15 protein-coding genes are annotated in these 14,944 nt (G+C 73.0%); 7 read left to right on the top strand and 8 right to left on the bottom strand.

The annotated features are described in order from the left end of the window. The first annotated feature begins 202 nt into the window (after window positions 1–202). Genes IF17_RS0118490 through IF17_RS0118480 form a run of 3 tightly spaced genes read left to right on the top strand, consistent with a single transcriptional unit; the run spans window position 203 to window position 1,540 of the window. Window positions 203–922 carry a hypothetical protein gene (locus IF17_RS0118490; RefSeq protein ID WP_030567312.1) on the top strand — a complete coding sequence of 240 codons (720 nt, stop codon included), beginning with the start codon at window positions 203–205 and terminating at the stop codon, window positions 920–922. Between the two features lie 27 nt (window positions 923–949). Further along, window positions 950–1,123 (top strand): hypothetical protein, encoded by a 174-nt coding sequence (locus IF17_RS1000000138985; RefSeq protein WP_157851160.1) that lies wholly within the window; start codon window positions 950–952, stop codon window positions 1,121–1,123. Between the two features lie 30 nt (window positions 1,124–1,153). After that, window positions 1,154–1,540 carry a hypothetical protein gene (locus IF17_RS0118480; protein WP_030567311.1) on the top strand — a complete coding sequence of 129 codons (387 nt, stop codon included), beginning with the start codon at window positions 1,154–1,156 and terminating at the stop codon, window positions 1,538–1,540. A 105-nt stretch (window positions 1,541–1,645) separates the two neighbouring features. On the opposite strand, the gene IF17_RS0118475 is transcribed toward IF17_RS0118480, so the two are convergent. Genes IF17_RS0118475 through IF17_RS1000000137170 form a run of 3 tightly spaced genes read right to left on the bottom strand, consistent with a single transcriptional unit; the run spans window position 1,646 to window position 6,519 of the window. Beyond that, on the bottom strand, window positions 1,646–2,362 hold the full coding sequence (locus tag IF17_RS0118475; protein WP_030567309.1) for a hypothetical protein: 717 nt from the start codon (window positions 2,360–2,362) through the stop codon (window positions 1,646–1,648). Between the two features lie 9 nt (window positions 2,363–2,371). Then, entirely contained in the window at window positions 2,372–2,749 is a 378-nt protein-coding gene (locus IF17_RS0118470) for a CATRA system-associated protein (protein ID WP_157851159.1), read from the bottom strand. Window positions 2,750–2,781: 32 nt separating this feature from the next. After that, entirely contained in the window at window positions 2,782–6,519 is a 3,738-nt protein-coding gene (locus IF17_RS1000000137170; RefSeq protein ID WP_157851158.1) for a CHAT domain-containing protein, read from the bottom strand. Between the two features lie 204 nt (window positions 6,520–6,723). Between IF17_RS1000000137170 and IF17_RS0118460 the strand changes: the two genes are divergently transcribed. Beyond that, window positions 6,724–7,173: a Rieske (2Fe-2S) protein gene (locus IF17_RS0118460; RefSeq protein WP_030567303.1), complete on the top strand. Its 450-nt coding sequence runs from the start codon at window positions 6,724–6,726 to the stop codon at window positions 7,171–7,173. A gap of 15 nt (window positions 7,174–7,188) precedes the next feature. On the opposite strand, the gene IF17_RS0118455 is transcribed toward IF17_RS0118460, so the two are convergent. After that, window positions 7,189–7,848, bottom strand: a complete 660-nt coding sequence (locus IF17_RS0118455; protein ID WP_030567301.1) for a cysteine hydrolase family protein — start codon at window positions 7,846–7,848, stop codon at window positions 7,189–7,191. Window positions 7,849–7,976: 128 nt separating this feature from the next. Here IF17_RS0118455 and IF17_RS0118450 point away from each other — a divergent pair, with 128 nt between their 5' ends. Next, window positions 7,977–8,450 carry a pyridoxamine 5'-phosphate oxidase family protein gene (locus IF17_RS0118450; protein ID WP_030567299.1) on the top strand — a complete coding sequence of 158 codons (474 nt, stop codon included), beginning with the start codon at window positions 7,977–7,979 and terminating at the stop codon, window positions 8,448–8,450. On the opposite strand, the gene IF17_RS0118445 is transcribed toward IF17_RS0118450, so the two are convergent. Then, the gene (locus tag IF17_RS0118445; protein ID WP_030567296.1) at window positions 8,451–9,374 is read right to left on the bottom strand and encodes a LysR family transcriptional regulator; all 924 of its coding nucleotides are present in this window, start codon (window positions 9,372–9,374) and stop codon (window positions 8,451–8,453) included. A gap of 133 nt (window positions 9,375–9,507) precedes the next feature. On the opposite strand from IF17_RS0118445, the gene IF17_RS0118440 reads away from it, so the two are divergent. After that, entirely contained in the window at window positions 9,508–10,521 is a 1,014-nt protein-coding gene (locus IF17_RS0118440; protein WP_030567294.1) for a DMT family transporter, read from the top strand. A 40-nt stretch (window positions 10,522–10,561) separates the two neighbouring features. On the opposite strand, the gene IF17_RS0118435 is transcribed toward IF17_RS0118440, so the two are convergent. Beyond that, a complete protein-coding gene (locus IF17_RS0118435; RefSeq protein WP_076968880.1) occupies window positions 10,562–11,893 on the bottom strand; it encodes an aminotransferase class I/II-fold pyridoxal phosphate-dependent enzyme in 1,332 nt (443 codons plus the stop codon). A 48-nt stretch (window positions 11,894–11,941) separates the two neighbouring features. On the opposite strand from IF17_RS0118435, the gene IF17_RS0118430 reads away from it, so the two are divergent. Next, the gene (locus tag IF17_RS0118430) at window positions 11,942–12,637 is read left to right on the top strand and encodes a pyridoxamine 5'-phosphate oxidase family protein (RefSeq protein ID WP_030567290.1); all 696 of its coding nucleotides are present in this window, start codon (window positions 11,942–11,944) and stop codon (window positions 12,635–12,637) included. A gap of 102 nt (window positions 12,638–12,739) precedes the next feature. Here the strand turns inward: IF17_RS0118430 and IF17_RS0118425 are convergent, their stop codons facing one another. Further along, window positions 12,740–13,708 (bottom strand): DMT family transporter, encoded by a 969-nt coding sequence (locus tag IF17_RS0118425; protein WP_030567289.1) that lies wholly within the window; start codon window positions 13,706–13,708, stop codon window positions 12,740–12,742. A 158-nt stretch (window positions 13,709–13,866) separates the two neighbouring features. Further along, window positions 13,867–14,916: an EamA family transporter gene (locus IF17_RS0118420; protein WP_030567287.1), complete on the bottom strand. Its 1,050-nt coding sequence runs from the start codon at window positions 14,914–14,916 to the stop codon at window positions 13,867–13,869. Between the last annotated feature and the right edge of the window lie 28 nt (window positions 14,917–14,944).

The following is a 14,944-nucleotide window of genomic DNA, read 5'->3' as shown; positions in this document are numbered from 1 at the left end:
CCCCGTGGCGCCGAGTTTCGCACAGAACCGGCCAAGTCGTCCGGGTCTCGCGCGGCATCCCGTGGCCGTCCTGGTTTTCCGGCGATCGTCCGGTTCTGTGAAGAATCGTTGATCGCGAACTCCGGCCCTTGTTAGACAGGTTGAGCCCGGTTCCGGCGCACCCGCATCGACCGGTTTCCGCCCTTGTACCCAGGAGAACGCCATGGCTCTGTCTGCCGGGAACCCCCGCGCCACACGCCTGCCGGGCGATGTGGTGGCGCGGATGGAGCGCTTCGGCCGCTTCGAGTTCGACCCCGCCGCCACCGGCATCGATGCCACGGATGTATGGGGTGAACTGCAGGAGCCTTTCCTGCCGTTCGCCGAGTCGGACCCGGGGGGCTTCGCGCGGGAGCTGGCGAACGCCGTACTGCCGGCCGGAGGCTTCGCCCTGTTCGGGGCGGCGCGCACGATGTGGAACCTGATCGGCTCCGACTTCGACGACCCCGCCTACCGCTCCGTGCGGACGGCCGCGCTGGAGTTCTTCCGGGCGAACGGCGTACCGGCCGGCCGGCTGCCCACCGACGACTGGCTGTTCTGGCGGAAGAACCACTCCGAGCCCTGGCTCGCAGGGAGCCCCCCGCCTGCCCCGGGGGAGGCCCGGATCACGCCGCTCGCACCGGGCGAGCTCCGCCGGGTCGCGCAGATCACCGAGATGCCGGACTCCAACGTCGTCCACGTCGGTACCGCGGACGACGGCCGCTTCGTGGCCGTCGTCGACGCGCCCGCCAGCGACACCGACCCCACCCGGAGCCGCTTCGTCTGGATGTCGGCGGACACCCTGCACGCCCTCTACACCGGCATCGGGGAGGCGTTCCAGACACCGGTCCACTGGGCCGCCGAAGAGCTGCGCCCGTTCATCCCCCTGCCTCCGTCCCGTTTCTGAGGCAACCGACTCCCAAGGAGAGAAGACATGGCCAAAGGCCGAAGCTGCCAGGTCTGCCGGCAGCGCATGAGCGTCAAGAGCGAACAGCGGCAGCCCATGGGCTCGTGGGTCGTCTACGAGTGCCGCAACCCCGCCTGCAAGAACTGGATCGCCAGCGGTCAGCGCAACCGGTTCAGCGAAAAGGTCTTCGAGGACAAGTAGAGCGAGCGGAACGAAAGAGGAGAACAAGGCATGGCCAAGTCACCTGTGGAGATCACGACGCAGCTGTCGATGGCGGAGGCGGCGGACGTCTTCCGCGAGGCGATGCGGGTGAGCTGGTGGAGCGAGCACGTCACCGGCGCGGGAACCACCTTCGAGCAGCCCAGCGGCTCGGTCTTCGACACCGTGGCCGAGGACCGTCCGGACTTCGTCGTGATGGCGCTGCTCGGCGGCCGGGGAGCGGGGATCCAGAAGTCCGCGGTCCACATGTACATGTGGAACCGCGGGCCGAACCGCGAGATCATGCTCGGCGTCGGCCGCAATCTCGGTTCCTTCGGCATCAAGGCGAACCGCAAGATCCGACGCTATGTCGACGCGCTGGCCGACCTCGATCCGTCCATGGAGTACTCGGGGATCTGAACGAGCGCACGGACCGGCCTTCGGGCCCGGCGGCCCGATGAGCACCCGGCACAGGGGACCGGGTGCTCATCGGCGTGCACGAGCCCCACGTGGAGGGTGCTCACCTCACTCCGCCGCCGCGAACGCCTCCGCCGACACATCCCGTTCCAGCACCGACCGGTGGAACGCGTAGACCTCGATGTGGGAGACCTTGATCAGCAGGCAGTACTGGTCCAGGGACGCCACCGACCGCGCCACCTCCGCGTACTCGCGCCGCAGGAAGTGGACCGCCGCCTGGTTCGCCACCGAGCTCTGTCCGCACACGAGCACGACCGGTCGGCTCGACTCCGGCGGCCTGAACTTGGCGACCACGGCGTACTCCTGGTGCCCCCGGTCGAAGTAGTAGCGCTCGCCGCCGACCACGATCGCCATCGAGTCGGGCCGGTCGCCGAACGGAGTGATCGTCACCCCCGGCAGACAGGCGGTGAGATGCCCCCCGGTCCGCGGATTCGCACCGCCGATGGGCCCGCCGACGCAGAACTCCGTACGGTCGCCGTTGGTGCCGCGCAGTTCACCTGACTCCACACTCACCGGGCAACCGAGTTCGCCCAGCAGCACGGACAGTTCGACGACGGCACGCAGGTCCCGTTGGTGGACCGTTTCCGACTGCCCGTGCTTGGTTCCGGCGACGAGTACGCAGGGGTCGCCCGGGCGGGTGCCGAAGAAGGCGGCCTTGCGGTACAGCTTCCTGGTCTGCCGGCCCCGCTCCCACAACGCACCCAGACCGAGACCGATGAGACTGGTCAGCAGACCGACCGCGACGTTGCCGATCACCGACAGCATCGGCGGCCGTCAGTTCCGCTCGGAGGGCTGGGGGCGTGATCCGCCGGGCGCGGACTCCGTGGCGAGTGTGTGCACGAGGGCGACGACCCGCTCCCTGTACTCCTCGGGCAGCGGCACCTTCCTGTCGCCCTCCGACGGCTCCCCGTCCGGCGGGGCGCCGATCCGGGAGACCCGGGGGCCGGAAACCTCCTCCAGTTCGCCGGTCAGCTCGTCCACCGCCGCCCGGTCGCCCGCGGCCAGGGCTGCCGACAGCTCGTCGAGCTGTTCCGCGATCTCCTCCCACTTCCAGGGCGGCAGGTGCCACTCCTCCTGGATCAGTTCCAGCACCAGACGCGTTGCCTCGTGCGTCCCCCGGCCGATCGAGGCCGCCCTGTCCGATGTGCTCACGCCGCCGTCCTTCCGCTCTGTCGTCATCACTGTCAGCGCCCCGTGTGGACGTACGGTGCCCATACCTGGGGCGAGGCGGGATGCCGCGCCCGCAGCTCCCTGACGATCCCGTGCACGGCCCGCGCGGTGTCGGTGACGTCGAGACCACCGCCGTACGTCCGCAGGGCCCGGTACAAACGATCCGCCATCCGCACCGAGACCAGGTCCGTCGCCTCCCACAGCGCCCCCACCACCTGCGGATACCCGGCCGTCAGGAACGCCGACGTCAGATGGATGGCCTCATCGGGGAGGCGGTCGGTACGGGCGGTGTGGCAGGCCAGCAGGACGGCGAGCTGGGCGTGCGGCAGATGCCTGCGGGCGACGTCCAGCACCCCGAGCCGTCCGTCGGCGAGTTCCAGGTGGCTTCGGGACGGGTCCTCCGCGTCACTGAGGCCATGGCACGCGAAGTGCACGGTGGCCGCCGAGGACAGCTCGGCGAGCACCCGTCCCACCGTCGCGTCCTCGCCCTCCACCGTCCGCAGCCCGGCCACGGTACGGGCCATCGCCTCCACCTCGGCCACGGACGCGCCGTCCCGGCCGCCGGTACCGGTGGGGCGGCGTATCGCCAGGAAGGGGCCGCCGCCACCGCGCGCCGCCGGGGCCTGGCGGGCATGCCGCAGCGCCCTGATGCTGGGCGTGTAGGAGGAGGCGACCCGGTCCAGCACGGAGCGCCCGTCGGCCGCCCGGTGGTGACCGGCGGCGTGCAGCGGCAGATGGGCCAGCGGGCCGGACGCCGACCACCAGAGCCTCGGCACCGCAGCGCGCGGGGTGCCCTCGGGTATCGGGCGGGTCAGGCCCACCGTCTCCAGCACCGGTTCCGCGATGGCGTCCCAGAGCCATTCGAGGATGCCGAACACGGTTGCGGACGCCTCCTTTCGCCGGGCCCGCGGCTCGTCGGCGCCCACGGACACCGCCGCGAGGAACCGCTGGGCGGTGAGGGCCAGTTGTCCCTCGGTGACACCGAGTGGGACGAGCTCGATGCCCTCGGCCGTGACGACCAGGGCATCGGAACGCAGCGGGTCGACGTTGAGCAGGACGACCGGCCCCTCCTTCGCCTCACGCAGCATCTGTTCGGCGCTCGGAGGCAGCAGGAAGTGCGTGAATCCGTCGAGCCCCCGAATCCGGGTCAGCAGCCGCTGCCACTCCTCGGCCGCCGCGTGCTGCTCCCTGATCCGCGCGGCTTCGCCGGGCCCGACCGGCGCGTCGGCCCGGTGCGGCCGCCGGGCGCCCAGCCCCGTGTCCGGCGCACCCGCCGCTTCCGTCTCCCTCAGTCGCCGGGCCAGCGCGGTGAACGCCTCGGCCGCCTGCGGATGGGCGGCGGCCAGGTCGGACACATCGCTGCGGGCCTGGAGGTCCTGCCCCATCAGCACCGCCCGCCCCTGCTCCAGCAGCGCCGCCGCCCGCTCCGTACGCCCAGCGGCGAGCGCCACCGCGCACGTGGTCCTGGCCAGGCTCGTCCCCGCGAGCCGGTCCGGGAGATCGGAGGTGCGGCGGCGTCCGGCCGGTGCCGGATAGCGGCGGCCGAGCAGCGCGGTGCGCAGAACAGCCTGACGGTCCTCCCGGTGCAGCGCCTGTGACACGACCAGCGGCAGCGCCTCCAGCGCAGCCGCCCCGGCCTCTGTCGCGCGGTCCCAGTCCCGGACCTTCACTGCCTCGCCGAGCGCGATCTGCGCATTCACCAACCGGGCTCCGGGAGGCAGCACCCGGTCGGCGGCCGGGTCCCACGGGCCGGTTCCGTCGGCTTTCACGTGCCAGATGACCTGGTCGTGGGCCTGGCGGACCAGATCGGTGACCATGGTCAGGGCTGGGCGGAGCTGCTCACGCACCGCGGCCAGCTCGGGCGTGTACTCCGGCCGGTCCGGCAGTCCTTCGAGGCTCCGCGCCGCCAGTTCGACGAGCCGCACCGCCTCCTGGGTACCGGTCACGTCCCGGCGCAACCAGGAGACGAATGCCAGGGCATGCGCGTAGGGAAGGACACAGCCGAGCCAGCTCGCCGACATCTCCGGCCGCCGGCCCACCGCCCAGGCCAACGCGTCGGCCGCCCGCGCGACCGTCGACTCGTCCTGGTGCAGTTCACCGTAGGCGTGCCGGTGCCTCTCCACCGCGCACAGCAGCTCGATGTACCGCGAACTCGTCGGCGGCAGCAGGGCCAGCTGCTCATCCCCGCACCGTACGGCCCGCTCCAGATCCTCCAGGTCCTCGCTGAACATGAACTGGGCGGCCAGCAACTGCACGAGGATGCTCGCGGCGAAGCCGCGCCGCCCGTCGGGCAGTGGCTCGGCCAGCAGGGCGTGCAACTGGTCCACGGCCAGGGTCAGTCGGCGGGGGTCGCTGACCCCCGCACCCAGCAGGGCGCTCCGCACGGCCGCGGCGTCCGCGGGCAGCCCCTCGACATCGGCCGCGGAGGCCGGCTGCGCGGGGCCGGCGTCCGTGGGCGGCCCCGGCGGCCACACCGCAACGGGTCCGGCCCGATCGGTCCGGGCGTCCGCCGAAGCGGGCCGGGACGCGCCGACGAAGGGGGCGAAGTCCTCAGGCCCCGGGCCGGGGGACCGCACGCCGGGGCGGCCGGGCGGCACGGACATCCGGATGGGCGGCAGCTGCACCCCGGTCAGCAGCGGACCCAGCAGCGGACGCGCGAGCTTGAGCAGCCGGCCGGCGTTGAACGGCAGCCACGTGAGCATCTGCGCCATCTTGGCGCACGCGGCGCGTTTGTCCGCGATGTGCGGGGAAAGGGGGTGGTCCGGCGGCAGGTCCCGCTGGAGCGCGGCCCACAGTTCGTCCGAGCGCCGGAAGTCGTCGGGCGAGCCGGTCAGAACGGCCCGCACAGCGAGCAGGGCCGGCATGTTCCCGGCATACATCCCGTTGTCGTCGGGCGGTGCGCAGGCCTGAAAGGCCTGCAACTGGGCGATGGCCTCGTCGACCAGTTCCTCGTCCGGATCGAACGGCAGGAATGCCGTGAGGGCGAGGGAGAGCATGAGATGGGCCGAGGCGGCGTCGACGGAGCCGGTGCCGTAACGCCGGGAGTGCTCCACCGCCCGCAGTGCCGACCGGCCCGCCCTCAGGCCCAGCCGCACGCTCCGCACGTCGCTCGGCCGGTCACGGAAGCGGATCAGCGCCGTGTGGACCGCGGTACGGCTGACGAAAGCCGCCTCCGGGTGGTCGGCGGTGATGCCGGTGAACGCCGCGTCGGCCCACCGTCCGGCGTCCTCCAGCGCGGTCGCGTCGCCCGACTCCAGGCGGAAGTACGCGGACTGCGCCAGCCGGGCCAGCAGACAGGGCCGGACCAGGTCGTCCGCCGGAAGCCCGTCGGCCAGCCGTACGGCGTCCGGGTGTGACCGCCGGGGCGGCTCGAAGTGACGGGGCGGGGGTTCCTCCAGGTAGTTCGCCGCGACCGCGACCGGATCGTCCGCGGACCGGCCCTGGGTCTGGGCGGCGAGATGGTGCTGGACCTCGTCCGACAACCGGTGGTCCTCGAACCTGCGCGCCAGCGTGCGCTCGGCCAGCCACAGGTGCAGCACCCAGCGGGGCCGCTGCGGGTGCACCCTGTCCCCCATGTCGAGCGCGTACTCGAGGACAGCAACCGCGGCCACCGCGCAGTCACGACCGCCCTCGCTCCAGGAGGCACGCAGCAGACCGGTCGCCGACACGAGCCAGCTCTCCGGGTCATCGTCGGCACCGGTCAGGTGCCGCTCGACGGCCGGTGTCGGCTCCGCCTCACAGCGTACGAGCATGCGGTCCACGGTCATCCGTATCTCTGACACCCCGCCAGTCTTCCCTGCAACGGCCCAAGATGGTCACCGTCCGGAAATCTCCGACAAACAGTCCCCGCGGCAGTGAGGTGCGCGGGGCCGATCCGCACTGAACACCCGCGCCCCGCCCTCCGTACCCATGGCCGAAGGACACATTCATGGATACCGATGAAGGGAATCACCACGATGAGCGCAGCCCAGGAACGACGGACCCTCCTCGAACGCCGCACCGTCGTCCTGGCGGTGGGTGCGGCCGGGGCGGCCGCCGCACTCACCGCGTGCGGGGGTTCGGACGGGTCGGGCGGCGCGGAGTCGGTCGAGCAGCAGCCGGGGAGCGGCGGGGCGGGTGGGGCGGTGCTGGCGAAAACCGCCGACATCCCCGAGGGCGGCGGGGTCGTCTTCGCCGCGCAGAAGGTCGTGGTGACCCAGCCGACGGCCGGTCAGTTCAAGGCGTTCTCGGCCACGTGCACCCACCAGGGCTGTGCGGTCAAGGACGTGGTGGACAACGTCATCACCTGCCCCTGCCACAACTCGACGTTCGACGCGGCGACCGGCAGCCCCACGGCCGGGCCCGCCACCCAGCCGCTGCCCGCACGGGAGATCTCGGTGGAGGGCGACTCGATCACGCTGGCGTAGGGGGTCGGTGCCACGTCAGGTCCCGGCGCGCCTGCGCGGTTCCTTCCAGCGGCCCAGGATGTCGTCGGCGGTGGTGACGGTGGCGACCAGGGCGAGGGTGTTGCGGATCATCGCGGGGGTGTACTCGGCGGGCACCCCCGCGATCGCGTCGGCCGGGACGACGGCCGTGTAGCCGAGGTTGACGGCGTCGAACACCGCGTTGGGGATCGCGACGTTGGCCGAGACCCCGGTGACGACGAGCGTGCGGCAGCCGAGGTTACGGAGGAGGGCGTCCACGTCGGTCCCGGCGAGCGGCGAGAGCCCGTGCAGCCGCCGTACGACGAGATCCTCGTCCGCGACCTGGATGGGCGCCGCGACCCGTACGGCGGTGGTGCCGGTGTGCTGCTGTACGGGGAGCCGGGCGGCGGCGCGGAAGAGCCGGGCATTGCGGTTGGCGCCGCGGCCGTCGGGGCGGCTCTCGGCGACGGCGTGCATGACCTGGACCCCGCTCTCGTGGGCGGCGGCGACCAGCCGGGCGATGTTGTCGAGGGCGCCCGAGGAGCGGGCGGCCGCGGCGAGTTCGGGCAGGGCACTGTCCGGCCCCACGACCCCCTGCTGGCATTCGACGGTCAGCAGTACGGTGGTGTCGGGGGCCAGCAGCGCGGCGAGCCGTTCCTGGGATTCTCTGGACGCCACGGCGCTCCTCCTCCTTCTGGGCCTTCTCCGGCCCGGGGTCTGCCGCGCGGGGCGAGCGGCATTGCGCCGCACGGAAAGAGGCCCCATGCTTTCTGACAGCTCATCAGATGACAAGGGGAGGAACCCGCATGACCGACACCCAGCGCCGCGGTCGCCGGATCATGATGACCCCTGAGGAGCGGGACGCCTACCTCCGTGAGCAGCGCACGTGCCGGGTCGCCACGCTCGCCGCCGACGGCCCTCCGCACATCGGCGCGCTCTGGTTCGTCTGGGACGGCACCTCGTTCTGGCTGTACTCCATCACCCGCAGCCTGCGCTGGTCCCAGCTGCGCAAGGACCCGAGGATCGCCGTCGTGGTCGACGACGGCGTGGAGTACGACGAGCTGCGCGGCGTGGAGCTGTCCGGTACGGCGGAGTTCGTCGGCGAGGCGCCGCGTACGGGCGAGCCGTGCCCCGAACTCGACGTACCGGAGCGGCTGTTCCCCGCGAAGTATTTCGGGATGGAGGAGATGCCGCACGACGGCCGGCACGCCTGGTTGCGGCTCACCCCGGACGCCATCACCTCGTGGGACTTCCGCAAGCTGGCGGACCTGTCCCGGTAGTCACCCCGACGTGGAGATCCCGGCCGCCACCCGTGCTCCCGCCGCCCGCAGCGACGCGACGGCGGCCCGGACGGAGGGGCGGCGGTCGGCGTCCGCACGCCAGACGGCGTGGATGTGGCGGCGCATGGTCTGCCGCACCGGCACCAGGGAGACCCCCTCGGGAACAGGGCCACGCCCCAGCCTCGGCGCGACGCAGACGCCGAACCCGGCGGCAATGAGGGCGAGTTGTGTGTGGTGCTCACCGGCCAGATGGGAGATGCGCGGTTCGATGCCCCGGGAGCGCAGGGTGAACATGAGCCACTCGTAACAGAATTCGCCCTCGGGCCAGGAGACCCACTCGTCCTGGGCGAAGTCCTCCAGATCCACCTCGGCACGGCCGGCCAGCGGGTGCCCGGCCGGCATGGCGATGTCCGGTGCGTCGTCGAGGAGTTCGGCCTTGGCCAGACCGCCGGGCACGGGAAGCCGCTTGTTGCTCCAGTCGAGCACCACGGCCACGTCGACATCGCCCCGCAGCACCGCCTGGAGCCCCTGCTCCGGCTCCAACTCTCTTGTACGCACTCTCAGTTCGGGATGGTCCACGCGCAGGGCGGTGAGCGTGGCGGGCAGCAGTCCGCGCGCCGCCGTGGGAAACGCCGAGAGCGTCACCTCGCCGACCACCTCGCCGCGCTGGGCCTCGATGTCGGACTGGGCCAGCTCGACCTGCGACAGGATCCGTGCGGCGTGGTCCGCGAGCAGCCGGCCCGCGTCGGTGAGGCGGACGCCGCGCCCGTTCCTGGCAAGCAACTGCTGCCCGACCTCGCGCTCCAGCTTGGCCATCTGCTGCGAGACCGCCGACGTGGTGACGTGCAGCCCCCCGGCGGCTCCGCTCACCGAGCCGTGCCGGGCGAGGGCGTCCAGGGTGCGCAGCCGCTCCAGATTCAACATGTCCGCTCCCGCCTCAACATGTCCGTTCCCGATTCACGATGCCCGCCCCAGGTTCGACATGTAAGCGATGCTACGCGAACCAGCACAGAAACTCTCGCTTGTTCTTATCAGTGCTGTTCGTCATCGTTGAGCCATGAGCGCCCCCTGCCAGCAGCCCGCCGCCCCTCCGGCCGCCTCCGTACCCCCTCTCACACCCGCTCCCGCCACCCGGCGCCCGGCCGTGGACTGGCGGATCCGGTTCGCCGCGCTCTCCCTGATCTGGGGGTTCAGCTTCCTGCTCATCAAGGTGGGCACCCAGGGGTTCGCGCCGTTCCAGGTCACGCTCGGCAGGCTGCTGGCCGGGACCGCCGTCCTGGCCGTCGCGATGGCGATGCGCCGTGAGCGGCTGCCGCGCTCGGCCCGGACCTGGGGGCACATCACCGTGGCGGCGTTCTTCCTCAACGCGCTGCCGTTCTCCCTCTTCTCCTACGCCGAGCTGACGATCCCCTCCACCCTCGCGGGCATCTGCAACGCGACCTCACCCCTGTGGGGCATGGCCCTCTCGGTGGTCGCCCTCTCCGAGGACCGCCCGACCCGCCGCCGCGTCGCCGGCCTGGGCGTCGGCTTCCTCGGGGTGCTGACCGTCCTGGGCGCCTGGCAGGGCTTCTCCGGCCTGGACCTGCCGGGTACGGGGATGGCGCTGCTGGCCTCGTTCAGCTACGCGGTCGGCTGGATCTACGTCCGCCGTACGCTGGCGGGGACCGGCTCCTCGACGCTGACACTCACCGGCAGCCAGCTCTTCATCGGGACGCTGCAACTGGCCTTGGTCACACCGGTGTTCACCTCCGCACCGGACACGTTCCCCCTGCTGCCCACGCTGTCGGTCCTGGCGCTCGGAGCGCTGGGCACGGGGCTTGCGGTACTGCTCCAGTACGGGCTGGTCCAGGAGGTCGGACCGACGACCGGGCAGATGGTCACCTACTTCATCCCGGTGATCGCCACCGCCGCGGGCGTCGCCCTGCTCGGCGAGCAGCTCACCTGGAACACCCCGGTGGGCGCGGTGATCGTGCTGGCCGGGGCGGCGCTCACCCAGAGCCGCCCGTCGGCCACCACCGCCGCGCGGACCCGTACGACGGGCGACCGGACGAAGCGCCTCAGCCGTACGTGACCGGCAGGCACCTCACAGCACAGCGGCACAGCACAGCACTTCAGCCGTACGTCACCGGCCGCGCCGGCCCCGCCGCAGCCGCCACCGCGTCCGCCAGCGGCCCGATGTCCGCCGCGGTCAGCGGGGACACGGTGAGCCGCACCGCCTGGGGCGTGCCCATCCGGAAGCGCGCCCCGGGGGCCACGGCCCAGCCCGCGTGGAGCAGCCGGGCGATCGCCCCGGTCTCGTCGCTGACGGGCACCCACACGTTCATCCCGCTGCGCCCGCGGGCCGCCACCCCGCGCTCCGCCAGGGCGTGCACGAGGGCGTCGCGCCGCTCCCCGTACGACCGGGCGACAGCGGCGGTGTCGACGGCCTCCGAGGTCCACAGGTGGAGCACGGCGCGCTGGAGCAGCCGGCTGACCCAGCCGGGCCCCAGCCGCTGCCGGCCCGCCACCCGGTCGACCGTGACCGCGTCGCCGGTGAGGACGGCGACCCGCAGGTCGGGGCCGTACGCCTTGGCCGCCGACCGGACGAACGCCCAGTGGTCCGTGGTCCCGGCCAGCGGGTGCAGCGGCAGGTCGACGATGGCGTGGCCGTGGTCGTCCTCGATCAGCAGCACGCTCGGGTGGCGGGCGAGCACGGCCTTGAGCTCCCGGGCCCGGCCGGCGCTCACCGAGGCACCGGTCGGGTTCTGCGCCCGGTCGGTGACGACGAGCGCCCGCGCCCCGGCCCGCAGCACCCGCTCCACATCCGCGACGAGCGGCCCCTCGTCGTCCACCCCGACCGGCACGGCGTGCAGCCCGAGCGCCGGTACGAGGTCGAGGACGCTGCCCCACCCCGGATCCTCGACCGCCACCGCGTCGCCCGGCCTCAGGTGCGCCGCGAGCACCCTCTCGATGGCGTCGAGGGCGCCGGAGGTCACGGCGACGGGCCCCTCGGGCACCCCGTCGGCATCCAACGCGGTACGCGCGTACGCGGCGAACTCCGGGACCACGGGTGCCTCCCCGTACAGCCCCGGGCTCTCCGCATGGACCGCGGCGGCCGCGGCGAACGCCGGGCCGAGCTCCGGCAGCAGAGCCGGATCGGGGTTGCCCTCGCCGAGATCACGTACGCCCGGCGGAGCTTCGATGCGCAGGGAGCCACGGGACGTGCCGGCCGGACGCGGCCGCACCCGGCTCCCCCGGCGGCCCGCCGTCTCGATCACTCCGCGCTCGCGCAGCGTCCGGTAGGCGGCCGCCACCGTGTTCGGGTTGACCTCCAGCCGCTCGGCCAACTCCCGCATGGGGGGCAGCACATGACCGGGCGGGAGGTCTCCGGAGCCGACCCCGCGCTCCACACTGGCGGCGATTTCCGATGCGCGCCGCCCACTGATCCGATACTCTCCTAGCACAAACAAAAGTATGCACTAGTGCAATGAGATGCGCAACGGGAGTACGCCATGCAGGACACCGCACCGCCCACCACCACGGGCCCCGGCGTCGCCGCCCCCTACACGCCCACCGCCCGCACGGTACCGACCCGGGCCAAGGAGCGCGCCTCCTACGACCGGGAGCTGGTCCACTCGATACTCGACGCGGCCTACCTCTGCCACCTCGGCTTCGTCCGGGACGGGGCGCCGGTCGTGCTGCCGACCCTGTTCGGCCGGGTCGGGGAGCACCTGTACGTCCACGGGTCGACCGGCTCGCGCCCGCTGCGGAACGCCCGGGCGGCGGATCCGGGGCTGCCGGTCTGCCTGACCGTCACCCATGTCGACGCCCTGGTGCTGGCCCGGTCCGCCTTCCACCACTCGCTGAACTACCGCTCCGTGGTGGTCCACGGCACCGCCGTCACGGTGACCGACCCCGAGGAGCAGCGCATCGCCCTCGACGCGATCGTGGACCAGGCCGTCCCCGGCCGCTCCCAGGACGCGCGCCCGGCCAACTCCAAGGAGCTGGCCGCCACGGCGGTGATCCGGCTGGACCTGGACGAGGTCTCCGCGAAGGTGCGCACCGGCGGCCCCAACGACGAGCCGGAGGACCTCGCCCTCCCCCACTGGACCGGCATCGTGCCGCTCACCCGGGGCTACGCGCAGCCGGTCCCGGCGGACGACCTGGACCCGGCCATCGGCGTACCGGACTACCTGCGCGCGCTCTGATCCGGAGCACCCGGGGAGGGGCGGGCCCCGCCTCGACGGCCGGCCCCCGGCCCTCCCCGGTGCAGCGGGGCCGGCGGACGGCCGACCCCTGGCCCTCCCCCGCTACACCGCCACCGACGCCTCGCCCTCCCTCCGGCGCGTGGCCGAGGCGCCCCGCGCCTCGGCCAGGGCCAGCCCGGCCACAGCGGTCAGCAGGAGCAGGGTGCCGAGGACGGTGGCCGCCGTCAGTTGCTCCCGCAGGACGGTCACCGCGATGAGCGCGGCGCTCACCGGCTCCAGGAGCATGATCACGGAGACGGTGGCCGAGCGGACGGCGGCGGCCCCCGCGAAGTACAGCGCGTACGCGAGCGCGGTGGGCACCGCCGCCACGTAGACGAGCAGCCACAGCACCTGTCCCGTCTCGGCGGTGTGCGGCACGAGGCCCTCGACGGCAGCCATGGGCAGCAGCCCCACCGCCCCGATGCCGAACGCCCAGGCACTGGTGGTCAGCGCGTCACCGCCGCCGCCGTCCCGCCCGAGCCATCGGGTGAGCAGGGTGATCGCCGCGTACCCGGAGGCGGACAGGAGCGCGAGCAGCACCCCGGCCGGGACGACGTCACCGCCCTCACCACCCAGGACCAGCACGATCAGGCCGGCGAGCGCCCCGGTCACGGCGGCCAGGCCGCCCTTGCCCAGGCGTTCGCCCAGCATCAGCCGCGCGCCGACGGCGATCAGGACGGGCCCGGCGCCGAGCGTGACGACGGTGCCCACGGCGAGGCCGGTGGCGTCGACCGCCGCGAAGTAGGCGCTCTGGAACACGGTGAGACCGACCCCCGTGCCGAGGATGCGCAGCAGCCGGCGACGCCGGGGCTCGGGCTGCCGGGGTGCGCGGCGGGGACGTACGGCGAGCGCCCCGGCCAGCAGGACGAGCCCGCCGGCGCAGCGCCAGAAGGACAGGGCGAGGGGGCCGAGATCGCTGACCCGGAAGATCAGGGAGGCGGCCGCACCGGCGGTGCCCCAGGCGACTCCGGCGATGACGAGATACAGCAGGCTGCGCCCGACGGGCAGCGCGGAAACAGCGGGAAGGGACATAGGACCGCTCCAGAGGAGGACAGGGTGGTGGTCGCTCGGCTCCGCACGCGGGCAGCGACGAACCGCTCGGGGACTGCCCGAGCCCGGTCTTCGTCAGGAGTGGCCGCCCGCGCTAGGCGGCAGGCGGCGGCAGCACAGTCAGATGCATGATCGGCACACTAGTGCGAGGCCCGCCCGGCGGACAACTCGCTCTCCGCGGCGGCGGCCGCCGCACCCGCGCCCGCGGCGACGGGCCCGGACGGCGGTTTCGGGGCGGACGACTGGGCGATGAACGCACCGGTCAGGACGACGAAGCCGCCGATGAGCTGCGGGGCGGAGAGGTGTTCGCCGAGCAGCACCCAGGCCAGCACGGTCGCGATGACCGCCTCCAGGCAGGCGACGACCCCGGCGACCTGCGGCGACAGCATCCGGACGGAGACGACCCCGGTGCCGTACGCGAGCACGGTGGCGATCAGCACGATCCAGCCGAGCAGGACCCAGGCGGGGACCCCGGTGCCGTTCATCCCGGCGGTACCGCCGAGCAGCGACCAGTCCATGCCCCACGGGCGCGCCACGACGGTGAGGACGAGGGCGCCGACGATCAGTCCGTACGCGATGACGCCGAGCGGAGGCGGAGGTTCGACGCTCCCGCCGTCGCCGCCCTTGCTCTCCCGGCCGTCACGGCCCTTGGCCTCCTGGCCGCCGTGGTCGGAGAGGACGAAGTAGCCGACCTGGCAGCAGGCGGCGCCGAGGGCGAGCAGCAGCCCGAGGGCGTCGAAGCTGAGCCCGGCCCAGACCTCGACGACGCAGGCGAGGCCGCCGACCGCCAGGACCACGCCGAGTGCGGCGGCCCGGGTGACGGGCCGGCGCTGGACGAACCGGACCCAGCCGAGGACCAGCGCGGGCGCCAGATACTCGACGAGGAGCGCGACGCCGACCGGGATACGGGAGATGGCGGCGAAGTAGCAGGCCTGCACACCGGCCACGGCGAAGAGCCCGAACCCGGCGAGCAGGGCGGGCCGTTCACGTACCAGGTTCCGGTGGCGCCAGGCGACCGGCAGCATGATGAGCGCGGCACCCGCCACCCGGAGCCACACCACGTGCAGCGGGTCGAGCCCCGCCTCGATCAGTGGCTTGGCGGCGACCCCCGAGCCGCCGAAAGCGAAGGCCGAGAGGAGGGCGAGCCCCAGGCCGGCGCTTCGTTTCTGAGTACCCCGAGACGCGTGCATCGGCACATCATGACAGCAGCCGACAGCA

It is taken from the genome of Streptomyces cyaneofuscatus (genome assembly GCF_000718135.1).
Classification (GTDB): Bacteria; Actinomycetota; Actinomycetes; order Streptomycetales; family Streptomycetaceae; genus Streptomyces; species Streptomyces cyaneofuscatus.
Note: the sequence above shows the minus strand (reverse complement) of the source record. Positions and strands in the feature narration are given on the sequence as shown.